At 39.0% G+C, this 13596-nt stretch carries 13 protein-coding genes and 1 pseudogene; 10 read left to right on the forward strand and 4 right to left on the reverse strand.

Features of this window, described 5'->3' with window-relative positions:
- Positions 1-8: 8 nt before the first annotated feature.
- The gene (rapZ, locus tag D8Q48_RS05570; protein WP_022074503.1) at positions 9-887 is read right to left on the reverse strand and encodes an RNase adapter RapZ; all 879 of its coding nucleotides are present in this window, start codon (positions 885-887) and stop codon (positions 9-11) included.
- Between the two features lie 13 nt (positions 888-900).
- The gene (gene murB, locus D8Q48_RS05575) at positions 901-1806 is read right to left on the reverse strand and encodes a UDP-N-acetylmuramate dehydrogenase (RefSeq protein WP_117990773.1); all 906 of its coding nucleotides are present in this window, start codon (positions 1804-1806) and stop codon (positions 901-903) included.
- Positions 1807-1988: 182 nt separating this feature from the next.
- On the opposite strand from murB, the gene D8Q48_RS05580 reads away from it, so the two are divergent.
- From D8Q48_RS05580 to D8Q48_RS05595, 4 genes and pseudogenes are all read left to right on the forward strand, one after another.
- Complete coding sequence (locus D8Q48_RS05580) at positions 1989-3329, forward strand: hemolysin family protein (RefSeq protein ID WP_117990770.1); 1341 nt, start codon at positions 1989-1991, stop codon at positions 3327-3329.
- Positions 3330-3941: 612 nt separating this feature from the next.
- Positions 3942-4637 (forward strand): annotated as a pseudogene (locus D8Q48_RS05585) (hypothetical protein); the annotation flags it as partial.
- Between the two features lie 28 nt (positions 4638-4665).
- Entirely contained in the window at positions 4666-5907 is a 1242-nt protein-coding gene (locus D8Q48_RS05590; protein WP_243116239.1) for a recombinase family protein, read from the forward strand.
- A 51-nt stretch (positions 5908-5958) separates the two neighbouring features.
- The gene (locus tag D8Q48_RS05595; protein ID WP_121055790.1) at positions 5959-6717 is read left to right on the forward strand and encodes an N-acetylmuramoyl-L-alanine amidase; all 759 of its coding nucleotides are present in this window, start codon (positions 5959-5961) and stop codon (positions 6715-6717) included.
- 73 nt (positions 6718-6790) lie between these two features.
- On the opposite strand, the gene glmM is transcribed toward D8Q48_RS05595, so the two are convergent.
- A complete protein-coding gene (gene glmM, locus D8Q48_RS05600) occupies positions 6791-8134 on the reverse strand; it encodes a phosphoglucosamine mutase (RefSeq protein WP_121055792.1) in 1344 nt (447 codons plus the stop codon).
- Positions 8135-8304: 170 nt separating this feature from the next.
- Between glmM and D8Q48_RS05605 the strand changes: the two genes are divergently transcribed.
- A complete protein-coding gene (locus D8Q48_RS05605) occupies positions 8305-9099 on the forward strand; it encodes a Cof-type HAD-IIB family hydrolase (protein WP_022074511.1) in 795 nt (264 codons plus the stop codon).
- Between the two features lie 121 nt (positions 9100-9220).
- Here D8Q48_RS05605 and rpiB read toward each other — a convergent pair whose 3' ends face one another.
- Positions 9221-9667 (reverse strand): ribose 5-phosphate isomerase B, encoded by a 447-nt coding sequence (rpiB, locus tag D8Q48_RS05610; RefSeq protein ID WP_121055794.1) that lies wholly within the window; start codon positions 9665-9667, stop codon positions 9221-9223.
- 202 nt (positions 9668-9869) lie between these two features.
- Between rpiB and D8Q48_RS05615 the strand changes: the two genes are divergently transcribed.
- The 5 genes from D8Q48_RS05615 to D8Q48_RS05635 all read left to right on the forward strand — a co-directional run bounded on the left by D8Q48_RS05615 (position 9870) and on the right by D8Q48_RS05635 (position 13576).
- On the forward strand, positions 9870-10553 hold the full coding sequence (locus D8Q48_RS05615; RefSeq protein ID WP_118737643.1) for a TetR/AcrR family transcriptional regulator: 684 nt from the start codon (positions 9870-9872) through the stop codon (positions 10551-10553).
- Between the two features lie 97 nt (positions 10554-10650).
- Complete coding sequence (locus tag D8Q48_RS05620; protein WP_022074514.1) at positions 10651-10890, forward strand: acyl carrier protein; 240 nt, start codon at positions 10651-10653, stop codon at positions 10888-10890.
- Positions 10891-10901: 11 nt separating this feature from the next.
- A complete protein-coding gene (locus tag D8Q48_RS05625) occupies positions 10902-12191 on the forward strand; it encodes a thiolase family protein (RefSeq protein WP_022074515.1) in 1290 nt (429 codons plus the stop codon).
- 12 nt (positions 12192-12203) lie between these two features.
- Positions 12204-12641 (forward strand): zinc ribbon domain-containing protein, encoded by a 438-nt coding sequence (locus D8Q48_RS05630; RefSeq protein ID WP_117990236.1) that lies wholly within the window; start codon positions 12204-12206, stop codon positions 12639-12641.
- A gap of 104 nt (positions 12642-12745) precedes the next feature.
- Entirely contained in the window at positions 12746-13576 is an 831-nt protein-coding gene (locus D8Q48_RS05635) for a ThuA domain-containing protein (protein WP_121055796.1), read from the forward strand.
- Positions 13577-13596 lie beyond the last annotated feature (20 nt).

Genomic DNA, 13596 nt, shown 5'->3' on the forward strand with positions numbered 1-13596 from the left:
TTATACCTCTATTTTGCCTTTGTAATAGCATCTTTCTCAATATCTCGGTGTTCAATACGAACACCATAATTTTCATCCTGCTTCACAACCTGATACAATGCATTTGCCACAGTAACAGAACGATGCTTTCCTCCTGTACATCCAATTGCAATGACCAACTGGTTTTTTCCTTCTAATATATAATTTGGCAGCAAAAATTGAATCAAATCCGTAAACTTTTTTAAAAATTCTTCTGCCCGCGGACTGTTCATCACATATTCCTGCACCTCTCTGTCATTTCCTGTTTTTTCTTTCAATCCACTGATATAATATGGATTCGGTAAAAAACGTACATCAAAAACCAAATCCGCATCCTGTGGGATTCCATATTTGAATCCGAATGACATTACCGTAATATATAGATTTTTAAAATTTTTGCCATCTACAAAAATCTGCTCCAGCTCTTTTTTCAACTCTCTTGTAAGCATCTTACTTGTATCTAATATATAGGTTGCACGCATCTTTAAGAACGAAATCTTCTCACGTTCTTTTGCAATCCCGACATCTATATGACCGGCTCCTCCAAGCGGATGCTGTCTTCTTGTCTCTTTATAACGCTTCACAAGGACATCGTCCTGTGCATCCAAAAACAGTATCTCGTAATCGATCCCGGCCTTATCCATCGCATTCAGCTGTTCTTCTAATCCATCCAAAGCCTGTCCGCTTCGCACATCAATCCCAAGTGCTACCTGCTTCAATTCTGAATTTGGAGTTGTCAGAATCTCCGCAAATTTTGGCATCAGCTGTATCGGAAGATTATCGACACAAAAATAGCCCAGATCTTCGAGAATCTTCAATGCAATTGATTTTCCTGCTCCTGACATACCCGTCACAATTACTAATTTCATCTTCATACCTCTTTTACTTTTCACCAATAATCTTTACTTCCGGTTCCAATCGTACGCCAAATTCTGCCTCTACTTTATCAGACACCTGCTCCATCAATGACAAGATATCTGTCGCTGTTGCATGATCTTTATTGATCACAAATCCACAATGCTTTTCTGATACCTGGGCTCCACCAACCTGAAAACCTCTAAGTCCTGCATCCTGAATTAATTTTCCTGCGAAATATCCTTCCGGTCTCTTAAATGTGCTACCTGCACTTGGATATTCTAACGGCTGTTTGCTCACTCTCTGTTCTTTTAGTTCATCCATGTACTCACGGATAACAGCTTCATTCCCATATTCCAGTTTCAGCTGTGCACTCAATATAATATCCTGATTCTTTGCAAATACACTGGTACGATATCCCAGCTCCATCAAATCTGCCGGAATTACAGCAATCTCACCTGCTGAAGTTAACACACATGCATTCACAATAACCTGCTTCATCTCTCCGCCATATGCACCCGCATTCATCATCACCGCACCGCCTAAGGTTCCCGGAATACCTGATGCAAATTCAAAACCAGTCAGTCCTTCTCCCAATGCCTGTGCTGCAATTTTTGAAAGTAAAGCTCCGGCCTGTGCATAAATTGTCTCGCCTTCTACGCGGATCTGATTCATCTTGCGTGCGATTTGAATGATCACACCTTTAAATCCCTGATCTCTGACAAGCAGGTTACTTCCATTGCCCATCACATAATAAGGAACATTTTCCTTTTTCAATAGCAATACCAAATCCCGTACCTGTTCTTCATTTGAAGGCATCACTAAATAATCCGCCTTGCCACCGGCTCGAAATGTTGTGTGCTTACCCATCGGCTCGTCTTTTAAAATCTGATCTTCAGAAACAATCTTACATAATTCTTCATATATATTCATCTAATTATCTTCCTCTCATTTTCCGCTCTATGAGGAGCTCTAAACAGTTTACATAATACAATACTTTGTGCTGAAATTCAACTATACAAAGCCTACAGGTGTTGCAAAACTCATAGAAATGATGTATATTAGATTCGTGTACTCGTATTTAAAAATAGATTTCAAAGGAGTTGATTAAAACATTGGACTCGGGTGACGCGATACAATTTATAGTACTTATTATTTTATTATTTTTATCAGGATTTTTCTCCTCTGCTGAGACGGCATTAACAACCGTCAGCAAGATTACTATGCGCTCTATGGCAGATGACGGGGATAAGCGGGCAGCATTGGTTCTGGATGTTATCGAGAACCAGAAGACAAAGATGCTCAGTGCAATCTTGATCGGCAACAATATTGTTAATATTTCTGCCTCTTCTCTGGCTACTACATTGGCTTACAGTTTCGGTGGATACATGGTCAGTATTGTCACAGCTGTACTGACAGTATTAATTCTTGTATTTGGAGAGATTACTCCTAAGAGTATGGCAACACTTCGTGCTGTTAAGTTTTCTCTCTCTTATATCAGGGTCATTCACTTTTTAATGACGATCCTGACACCGTTCATTTTTATTGTGAATTTATTTTCACGCGGTATTCTCGTATTATTACGAATCAATCCGGACGAAGCCAACAAGGCAATGACAGAAGACGAGCTTCGTACAATCGTAGATGTCAGCCACGAAGATGGTGTCATTGAATCTGAAGAGAAGGAAATGATATATAATGTGTTCGACTTAGGTGATGCGAAAGCAAAAGATGTTATGGTTCCTCGTGTTCACGTAACATTTGCCGATGTGAACAATACATACACTGAATTAATTGATATTTATAAAGAGGATAAGTTTACCCGCCTTCCTGTTTATGAAGATACAACAGACAACGTGATCGGTACAATCAACATGAAAGATCTGTTGCTCTTTGACGACAGAGAACATTTCAAAGTCCGCGATATTTTGAGAGAAGCTTATTTCACTTATGAATATAAGAATATTTCTGAATTACTCGTTGAGATGCGTGATGCATCCATTAATATCGCGATTGTTTTAGACGAATATGGCGAAACTGCAGGTATTATCACACTGGAAGATATTTTGGAAGAGATTGTCGGTGAGATTCATGACGAATACGATGAGAACGAAGAAGATTTCATTCGTAAGATAAACGATTTAGAGTATATCGTTGAAGGTTCTGTCAGTCTCGTTGATTTGAACGATCGTCTGAAATTGGATGTCAGACATCAGGAATTGGAATCCGAAGACTTTGATTCCCTCGGTGGATTTATGATTGAGCATCTGGATCGATTACCGGAAGTCGGCGATGAGTTCACTACCGAAGACGGTATTCGTATGGTAGTAGAGAAACTGGACAAAAACCGAGTAGAGTTGGTACATGTCTACTTGCCTGAGATTGTTCAGGATACTTCCAAAGAAGAGAACGAAACATCTGATTCCGTAGATGATACTAATACAGAATCCAATTAAATTCAAGTCGAACGTCCGTGAGACTTGGCGCATGATTCTGGTCAGCGAAGCTGATATATTCCATATAATTAAGAAGGTTCGTGATTTGATCACGAACCTTTTTCTATGCCCTGCATACTATAAATAGAAACTTCTCGCAAGAGGTATCTTTATGCCTTATTCAATTATGCTGGATGCCGGTCATGGGGGTTGTAGATAACGCAAGTAATGAAAACAACGAAAATACAAGGAGAAAGGCAACTGTTGTACCTACTAAAATAGAATATGTGTGAGAGGACAAGCCTTTCCGTAATGTAGACGTTCAGAAATGAGCGTCTATTTTATACTAAAAACACAATAAAAATCTGATTATCCGCTAAAACACAGTATCTATCAGCATTTTCAAGGAAACAAACACATCAATTTACTACTTATTTACTATTAACGAATGAGCCTTGATACGCAAGTTTTCCTAGATATGCAAAGATATGGTACAGCACATCAGTATTGAAACAAGAAAAAATTGAATAACTCATAGACTATGGAACGCCTAAAATGACGTTCCTTTTCTATTTCCAGCCGTTCTTATTGGACGGCTATTTTATTACCTAAAATGAAAGGAGCATTAGATTTATGAAAAAGATATTAAAGCGATTGTGTACGGGCTTCTTAGCTTTTGCAACTGTCGTTACTGCTTTACCGAGTACACCCGTTCATGCAGAAAACAAGCAATACTGGACGGAAAGTGCAGAGCGTGTCGGTATCATTGAAAAAGTAATGAATGACGGTTCTATCGGTTCGACATTCAATGAGGGCATGATGAAAGTTGAGGGCGAAACTGCCTATTGTATTGACATCAATACAGATTTTAAGAATGGCTACAAGACCAGAACTGACGCAAGCTCACGCATGAGTGCCGACCAGATTTCAGATGTGGCGTTATCCTTAGAGTATGTCAAACAGTATAGCGAAGCTCACAAGGAACTGAACTACAAACAAGTTTATCTGTTGGAACAATGTGTTGTCTGGCAGAGATTGAGCGTACATCTTGGCTGGCAATGTGATAACGTGCGAGCTTCTTATGATGAAATTCCAAAGGCTACGCAGGACGAAGTCTTCGCTGGTGCAAAAGCCTTTGTCAAAGAGAATAAAGGACGCTATGAATGTGGCGGTTATATCTACTCTGGCGAGGGGCAGGAATTAGGGCAATTCTGGGCGAAATTAAATGTCGGAAATGCGAAACTGCAAAAGACTTCCAGTAATACCAGCATTACAGACGGTAACGGGAACTACTCAATCGCTGGTGCAACATACGGTGTCTTTGCTGATAATTGATAGTATGAAGCAGGCATACGATATGTTACTTCCTATTAAAAATATATTCAACGAACAGTATGCCAGAGATATTTCTAATAAAATTCAAGCGACTGTAAAATCAAAGCAGAAAGCAGGAGAATTTATCGGAGCTTTTACAAGTTATGGTTATAAGAAATCTCCTGCAAATAAAAATAAACTTGTGATTGATGAATATGCGTCCGAAGTTGTAAAAAGAGTATTTACTATGTATGCACAAGGAATAGGAAAACAAAGCATTGCCAAAATACTAAATGCAGAGGGTATCCTTTGTCCGTCAGAATATAAAAAGCTCAACGGCGAAAATTACAAAAATTGCAACCGTTTAGAGAAAACTTCTTACTGGACGTATTCCACGATTAAAGTGATGTTACAAAATGAGCTTTATATTGGAAATATGGTACAAGGAAAGAAACATCAACGTATGAGAAGCAAACAGCGTCCAGTTGAGAAAGAAAACTGGATAAGGGTTGAAAATACACATGAACCGATTATAGACCGTCAACTGTGGGATAAGGTACAAAAACTGCTGACGAAAAAGCATAGGGATATTGATTTAGAAACAAATAAAAATATCTTTGCAGGTTTTATCAAGTGTGGCGATTGTGGTCGGGCAATGATGAAAAATTTCTGGCGACGTGCTGACGGAAGTAAGTCCTATTCATTCTATTGTGGAACTTACAAAAGAAGTGGAAAAGATTATTGCACTCCGCACACGCTCCCGTTTCAAGTATTGAATGATATTGTGCTGGGAGATTTAAAGCAGATTATCCGCAATGTAGAGAACTTGCAGGAACTTGTAAAATCACAATCTTTCACAGCAACAAAAATCAGAAAATCAACAGACATAGAACTGACAAAGTTAAAAGCAGAGCTTGAAAGAGTGAAGAAGTTGAAAAAGTCAATTTATGAAGATTATAAAGACGAACTGATTTCTAAAGAAGAATTTCTTTCTTATCGAGAGGACTATCAACAAAAAGAAACGCTTTACTCCAAACAGATTGAAACGCTGGAAGAAAAGAAAAAGGAAAGTGTAACAGAAGATGTTTTTGAAACACCGTGGTTAAGGCGGTTGTTGGAACTGAAAGACATTGAAGAATTAGACAGAGATATTATTGTGGAAATGATAGACCAGATAACAGTTTATGAAAACCGCAAACTTAAAATCTCATACAACTTCGGAAATGAGCTGGAACATTTATTTTCAAGCGTTTACTGTGAGGACTTGGAGAAAAAGGCTATCTAATCTCAATACATTTCTAACTCCCCATATATACTGGGGAATACATATCAAAATTTGCGTAAACTACAATCAGCACATGGCGGTCGTGACCCTGGTGCTGTATATAACGGCCGTCAGGAAAAAGACGATACCCTGCAGCTTGTTCTTGCAATCGGAGAAATTCTTCAAGATAACGGCATCGATGTAGAATATACCAGAACAACCGATATTTACGAAACACCGTATGAGAAAGCGATGAAAGCCAACAATGCAGGAGTAGATTTTTTCATCTCTATCCATCGCAATTCTTTCCCTACCGACAATGTCGTATCCGGCGTCGAGTCCCTTGTCTACAGTCTCTCTGGAATTAAACTACAAATGGCTGAAAATATCAATGAGCAATTAGAAATGGTTGGATTTGTCAATCTCGGAGTCAAGGCACGTCCAAATCTGGTCGTGCTGAAACGCACAAAAATGCCGGCGGTGCTTGTAGAAGTTGGATTTATCAATTCAAAAACTGACAATCAATTATTTGATGAAAATTTTTCTGACATTGCACAGGCAATCGCCTCTGGGATCTTAGATACACTCAATCAAATCAATGCCTCTGCCAAACCACAAAGATTCCATGTTCAGGTTGCGTCTTATCGTAATCCGTCATATGCCGAACGCATGTTAAACGAGTTATTGGAAATGGATTTCCCGGCACAAATTGAAGAAAAAGATGGTTTCTACCGAATACGTGTCGGCGATTTTGAAACTCTCGATCAGGCTGCTACAATGGAACAGAGACTTCGCCGGGCCGGTTATCAGACCTGGATTGTAACCACCTAAAAGAAAGGATGGTGTTCACCACACTTTTAGGTAAACACCATCCTTTTATTGAACACATATGAAACCTTTAAGCCTATGCCTCCAGCCCCTCTGCCTTGATTACATCAACAACCTGTGCTACATATTTCTGGCAAATCTCATCTGTTGCAGCTTCAACCATAACACGGATCACTGGCTCTGTTCCACTCTCACGAACCAAAATTCTTCCGTCGCTTCCAAGTTCCTCTGCCACTTTCTCAACAGCTGCCTGTACCTTTGGATTTTCTGTTGCTGTCTTCTTATCTACCACTCGTACATTCTGTAATAACTGTGGATAAATCTTTACTTCCTCACAAAGCTGAGATAATTTCTGTTTTTTCTCCATAATTACTTCCATAATCATAAGAGATGTCAAAATACCATCACCGGTTCTTGCATGTTTGCTGAAAATGATATGTCCTGACTGCTCTCCTCCAAGGATAAATCCGTTCTGAAGCATATTTTCATATACATATTTATCTCCAACTGCTGTCTGCTCATATTTCATACCAATCTTATCGCAAGCTTTGTACAGACCTAAGTTAGACATAACTGTTGTAACAATTGTATCTCCAACCAGTTTTCCCTGTTCTTTCAAATATTTTCCACATACATAGAGGATTAAATCTCCATCTACAACATTACCCTTATCATCTACTGCGATACAACGGTCTGCATCTCCGTCATAAGCAAATCCTACATCCAGCTGTTTTTCTTTTACAAATGCCTGCATCTGTTCGATGTGTGTAGATCCACAGTTTGTATTGATATTCACGCCATTCGGCTCGTTGCTGATAACATATGTCTTAGCGCCCAATGCATCAAATACGCTCTTTGCAATCGCAGATGAACTTCCGTTTGCACAGTCTAATCCAACTTTTTTATCTTTGAATGAACGTGTTGCAATTGAAATTAAGTGTCCTACGTAACGATTTCTTCCTGCTGCATAATCTACAGTACGTCCGATATTCTCTTTTGTTGCAAGTGGTACTTCACCGCTTTCTCCATCAATATAAGCCTCTATCTTCGCTTCTACTTCTGCTTCCAGCTTATGTCCCTGACCATTGATTACTTTGATTCCGTTATCGTAATATGGATTATGACTTGCTGAAATCATAATACCACAGTCAAAATCTTCTGTTCTTACTACATAAGAAACACTTGGTGTTGTTGTTACGTGAAGCAGATAAGCATCTGCACCTGACGCAGTCAGTCCTGCTGCCAGTGCATATTCAAACATATAACTACTTCTTCTTGTATCCTTACCAATAACAATACAAGCCTGATGTTCCTGTCCAAAATACCATCCCAGGAAGCGTCCTACCTTAAATGCATGCTCTACTGTTAATACAACATTTGCTTCTCCACGAAATCCATCTGTTCCGAAATATTTTCCCATAATTAATACCCCTTTTATAATCTTTCTCTTAAGATTCTCTTTCAAGTTCATGTTTTATTATATTCTTTTTCTTTCCGAGATACAACCTAAAATGTTATGTACAAAAAATATAAAATGAAGTAAAATGTTACTGTTCACAAGTAAAAATCTACAATTCGGAGGAATTATTTATGATAAAATTAATCGCCAGTGATTTAGACGGCACATTATTACAAAATGAAGCACAGGAATTGACACCACGCGCCATTGATTTGATTTCACAACTTACTCAGAAAGGAATCCACTTTGTAGCTGCCAGTGGACGTCAATATGACAATGAACGCCGTGTATTTCATGCTTTAAAAGATGATATTTCTTATATCGCAGAGAATGGTTCCGTATGCATTCATAACGGTGAGGTTATTTCCCGCTCCACAATCGACCCGGAGCTTTGCTCAAGAATCTTGAACGAAATAAAGAAAGAAGCCAATTTTGATATTGTTGTTTCCCGTGAAGATTCTTGCTTTATTGAAGATGTACATCCTGATTTTGTAAATCATATTGTAAATGTAATGCATAATACGACAACAATCGTTGACGATATTCGCTCCGTAGACGGACCTATCTTAAAAATCGCAATCTGCAATATGATAGATGGACCTCATATTATTGATAAATATCTCAAATATCTTCAAGATATGTTTGGTTCTGAGATAAAGGTTGTCACTTCCGGTAATATCTGGATTGATTTTATTGCTCCTGGCACAAATAAAGGCACTGCCCTTTCTAAGCTTTTGGATGTACTTCATATCAAACCGGAAGAATGTATTGCTTTCGGTGACCAGTACAACGATATTGAGATGCTTCAGTATGTCGGTACAAGCTATGCAATGTCCAACTGTGCTCCCGGTGTCTCTTACCACGCAACTTATGTTACAGACTGTGTAGAAGATGTTCTTGAAGATATATTAAATACTATCTTATAATAAAAAAAGACCTCATGTATATGATATTTGCTTTGTCTGCCTGGCAAGCAGCATATCATTATATATGAAGTCTTTTTTAATTTTCTCTGTTTTTTAATCCCGCGTAATTCTGGTCTTAAAATTACTCGTTCTTTTCTTCGATATCCATGATCAGATCAACTCTTCTCTGGTGTCTTCCACCTTCGAAATCTGTATCCAGCCATGTCTCAACAATCATTTTTGCCAGCTCAGCACCGACTACTCTCGCCCCAAACGCAAGAATGTTACAATCATTGTGAAGTCGTGACATCTTTGCTGTATATGGTTCACTACATACAGCTGCACGTACACCTTTTACTTTATTTGCTGCCAGTGAAATACCAAGTCCTGTTCCACAGATTAAAATACCACAATCAACCTCTTTTGAAACAACCGCTCTTCCAACGATTTCTCCATAAATAGGATAATCACAGCTCTCCGAAGTTTTTGTTCCATAATCAACAACTTCGTGACCTTTCTCTTTTAAGAACTCAATAACCTCTGCTTTCAGCTCCAGTGCAGAATGATCATTACCAATTCCAATTCTCATAATCTTTAGCTCCTCATTTTCTCTTATTTTAGTTACATATTTCCTATACTTCTACTATTCTGAATGTTTACTTTGAAAATGTCAAGACAATGGAATGTACTTTTCCACGTACTTTCCCCATTCCTTGCTAAAAAAATGCGACTGAGATATAATATTGGCATATTTATTTCTGTAAAAAACCAATTTATAAAGGAGGTGGCTTATGGCAGACATAATTACCAAAAAGCCAAAATCAGAACAGACAAAACAGAACATTATCGATACATATCTAAAGCTAATCCCATCAAAATGCTGGGATAAAATAACAGTCAAAGAGCTTTGTGCTCAGGCAAATATTACTCGTGGTACTTTTTATCAATATTATTCCGACATCTATGATTTAATGGAGCAAATTGAAAACACTCTTTTAGATGACGTCAATCGCTTTTATAATGCCGCTTCAAAGTCACAGCCTTCCTCTTCTTGTTCCACAGGAAAATTTGAAGACAGCTTTGATTATGCTCCACCGCAGCTTATGACTGCCTGGTTTAAATTCTGTAAGAAAAACAAAAAGGAAATTGCTGTCATGCTTGACCCAAAACATTCGGATGTTTATTTTATGAAGAAATTGAAAAACATCCTATCTGAACATATTAATCAAATGATGGATGATGATGGATTGCCTGATGACACCCTTCGCCGTTATTTCACAAATCTCCTGATTGAGATGCATTTCCTTGCAGCCCGTTACTGGCTGGAAGAAGAGGATGAGGCGGATGTTCTTTCGACAACTGATATTCTCAATCTCTTAAATACGATGCGTGTCGGTGCTAATTATCTTCATTATTTTCAATCTACCAGACCGGATTTCGATATTAAAATGAACATTCCTGAAGATAACGAATAATATTTTTATACACTTTCCAAAATAGTGTTCTAGTATCTCTCCTATTTTCAGTTATAAAATAAATCTATAAACTATTAAATCTTTGGAGGGACGAAATATGACAAGAGAAGAAGTAATTTCAAAATTAATTGAATATGCTGCAATGGCTTTTCATGCAGATGCAGACAAAATCAATGAAAACACAGATATCGCAGAGGAATTAGGTGTAGCTTCTACACAGCGTGTAGCTATGAGTGCATCCATTGAAAATGATTTTGATGTAATGATTCCTGTTGCAAGATTCGGAAAGTATAAAACAATCGGCGATCTGGCAGACTTCGTTATGGAAGAGATGTAAGAGGTGGCATTATGGTACACAATGTAAAACTAGGTAAAAATATGAGAAGTGTTTCCATTGTCGGAGTTGGTGCAACACCATTTTTTAACGGAGTTACAAATCCTCAATATAAAGGACTTACCAACGGAGAATTATTTGGATACGCTGCTTTGGATGCAATGAAAGATGCTCATGTTGAACCACGTGATGTGCAGTATTTCTTCCATGGTTCTGCAAATCCACATGTGCTAAATAACTGTATTACCCCAAATCTTCAGGTTGCTGACTGGTTCGGCATGAGAGGAAAAGGTTCTCTCTCCCACTCAGAAGGCTGCTGCACCGGATACATTGCGCTGGAAGAAGCTGTGTTTGCTGTAGCCAGTGGTGCGTATGATGTTGTCCTTACAGGCTGTTGCGATCAAGGAACAGGCATGCCTGACGGAAATACTCCTGACCACATGCGTACAGCACTTACCACAGAAGTTCTTTTCCCGGATTTGGATTCTATCTTTGACCGTGCATACGGAAGATATCTCGGTGGCGGTCCTGGTATGAATCACGATGACTGGATTAATTTCTATGCAAAAGAAAACCATCTGTCTGCTGAACAGATTGATGATGTTTTGAATCATCAGGCATATCATTTCCGCCGTGCTGCTGAACTTTGCCCTAGAGCCATCCGCAGAACACCTTATGATAAGCTTGCTAAAGATGCAGGATATGATGATGTATGGGAGTATATGAAATCCCCTCACAATCCAAAAATGACTCAATACTTAAGAACATCCAGTGATTCTTGTGTAGCCGACGGAGCTGCCTGCTGTATCGTAGTTCCTACTGAAATCGCACACAAGTTTTCGGACAAACCAATCGAAGTTTTAGGAACAGGTGCTTCTGTACTGGATGCTATCGTTCCACATCTTGAGAAAAAAGCTACTGCTGAGGCTGCCCGTCAGGTATTTGAAATGACCGGACTTACTGCTGATGACATGGATTTAGTATTCGTAAATGATTTTATCGGATCATCTGCATTTCTTGCTGCAGAAGAGATTGGATATCTACCAAAAGGTGAAGGATGGAAATATGCGTTAGACGGACGTCTTGCATTTGATGGTGACAAACCGATGAATACAAATGGAGGCCGCACTTCTTATGGTCATGCATTTGGTGCATCCGGAATGGCCGACGTATTTGAAGCTGTAACTCAGATGCGCGGTGAAGCCGGAGAACGTCAGGTCAAAAAAATGCCTAAGCATACATTCTTAAGAGGTTTCGGCGGTGCACAGAATGTCCGTGCAACGATTTTGAGAGCCAATTTCTAAAGGAGGATTATCATGGATTTGAATAGAATCAGCACAGAAGAATTCTGGAATCCGGAACATGTTGTAGAAAAGTTCTGGAATGGTTTAAAAGACGGAAAAATTTATGCAAAGAAATGCAAAGAATGTGGTGCGATTGAATTCCCACCTCATCATGCATGTAATTCTTGTGGTTATCACGAGACAGAATGGACTGAATTGTCCGGGAAAGGCGAATTAATTACTTTTGTATTCACAGGTGCTTTAAATGCAAGACTTGAACTTGAAGATCAAGGATTAAAGTATGTTTGTGGTGAAGTAAAATTAGACGAAGGTCCTTCCATCAATGCCGTTATTCTTGGCATCAACAAAAAGAAGGCTAGGGAAATCACAGATAAACTTCCTGTAAGGGTACGTCCTGTTTTTCACGATATGGGAAGATATACAACACTTTTCTTTGAACTTGATGAGTAATAAATAATCTAAAACAATTGCTGCCACCTTATATTGTTCCCTATATGATATGAAACAATATAGGGTGGTAGCAATCATTTTACCAGTTATAAGGAGATGTACTTATGGATAAATTAAACGTATTATTAGTAACCGGCCTGCTTACAGCCGAGCATCAAGGACGTAAAATCACACAGCGCCTACGCGATCTTATGGAAGCCACCGGACGATTCCACGTTGCTATCGTAGAAGAATTCCGCAATATCACTCCGGCTTTTTTAGAGCCATATGATGTTCTGTTTGTTGATTATGATGGTAAAACATGGCCGACCGACCACGCCCGCCGCTTCGGTGAACAGACAGAGTCTACCATCTATGATTTTGTTGCCAAAGGAAAAGGGATCGTATTCTATCATTCCTCAATCTGGGTAGATTCTGACTGGCCTGATGAATGGCGAAAACTCCTTGGAGGATACTGTTCTATGGACAAAGGCTGCAGACGCTGCCCGAAAGATGACTTTTATGTAGAAACGATGGATGAAAATCATCCAATCACCAAAGGAATTGATAATAAATGGATGAATGTATTCGATGATCTGTTTACACAGCTTATCATTCATCCTGAAGCTGATGTGCACGTTCTGGCATCTGTTTATGATGACGTAGAAAATTATCGTATTCCAGGTTTTCCACCTGCTCATCATCCTGTTGAGATTCCGGACGGCAAGCTTGAGAATATGCCTGGAGTCAATGAATATACTCCTGTTATCTGGACAAATACATACGGAAAAGGGCGTGTATTCGTCACATCAATCGGTCATTGGGAGGCTCTGGATCGATTTAACTTCATTACAATGCTTGTACGCGGTGTTGAATGGGCCGCTACCGGTGAAGTCACTTTAAAGAAACCGGATCGTTCCGGTGAGAATCGGTTGAAATTGTTCCCATATTATTAGAATAGTCTTAAGGAGGATTT

This window comes from Ruminococcus sp. B05 (assembly GCF_003628495.1).
GTDB classification, from domain to species: domain Bacteria; phylum Bacillota; class Clostridia; order Lachnospirales; family Lachnospiraceae; genus Schaedlerella; species Schaedlerella hominis.

Coding starts and splice junctions, on each gene's coding strand:
- rapZ (WP_022074503.1), bottom strand. CDS start 887: ATGAAATTAGTAATTGTGACGGGTATGTCAGGAGCAGGAAAATCAATT.
- murB (WP_117990773.1), bottom strand. CDS start 1,806: ATGAATATATATGAAGAATTATGTAAGATTGTTTCTGAAGATCAGATT.
- D8Q48_RS05590 (WP_243116239.1), top strand. CDS start 4,666: ATGTTACTTCCTATTAAAAATATATTCAACGAACAGTATGCCAGAGAT.
- glmM (WP_121055792.1), bottom strand. CDS start 8,134: ATGGGAAAATATTTCGGAACAGATGGATTTCGTGGAGAAGCAAATGTT.
- D8Q48_RS05605 (WP_022074511.1), top strand. CDS start 8,305: ATGATAAAATTAATCGCCAGTGATTTAGACGGCACATTATTACAAAAT.
- rpiB (WP_121055794.1), bottom strand. CDS start 9,667: ATGAGAATTGGAATTGGTAATGATCATTCTGCACTGGAGCTGAAAGCA.
- D8Q48_RS05615 (WP_118737643.1), top strand. CDS start 9,870: ATGGCAGACATAATTACCAAAAAGCCAAAATCAGAACAGACAAAACAG.
- D8Q48_RS05620 (WP_022074514.1), top strand. CDS start 10,651: ATGACAAGAGAAGAAGTAATTTCAAAATTAATTGAATATGCTGCAATG.
- D8Q48_RS05625 (WP_022074515.1), top strand. CDS start 10,902: ATGGTACACAATGTAAAACTAGGTAAAAATATGAGAAGTGTTTCCATT.
- D8Q48_RS05630 (WP_117990236.1), top strand. CDS start 12,204: ATGGATTTGAATAGAATCAGCACAGAAGAATTCTGGAATCCGGAACAT.
- D8Q48_RS05635 (WP_121055796.1), top strand. CDS start 12,746: ATGGATAAATTAAACGTATTATTAGTAACCGGCCTGCTTACAGCCGAG.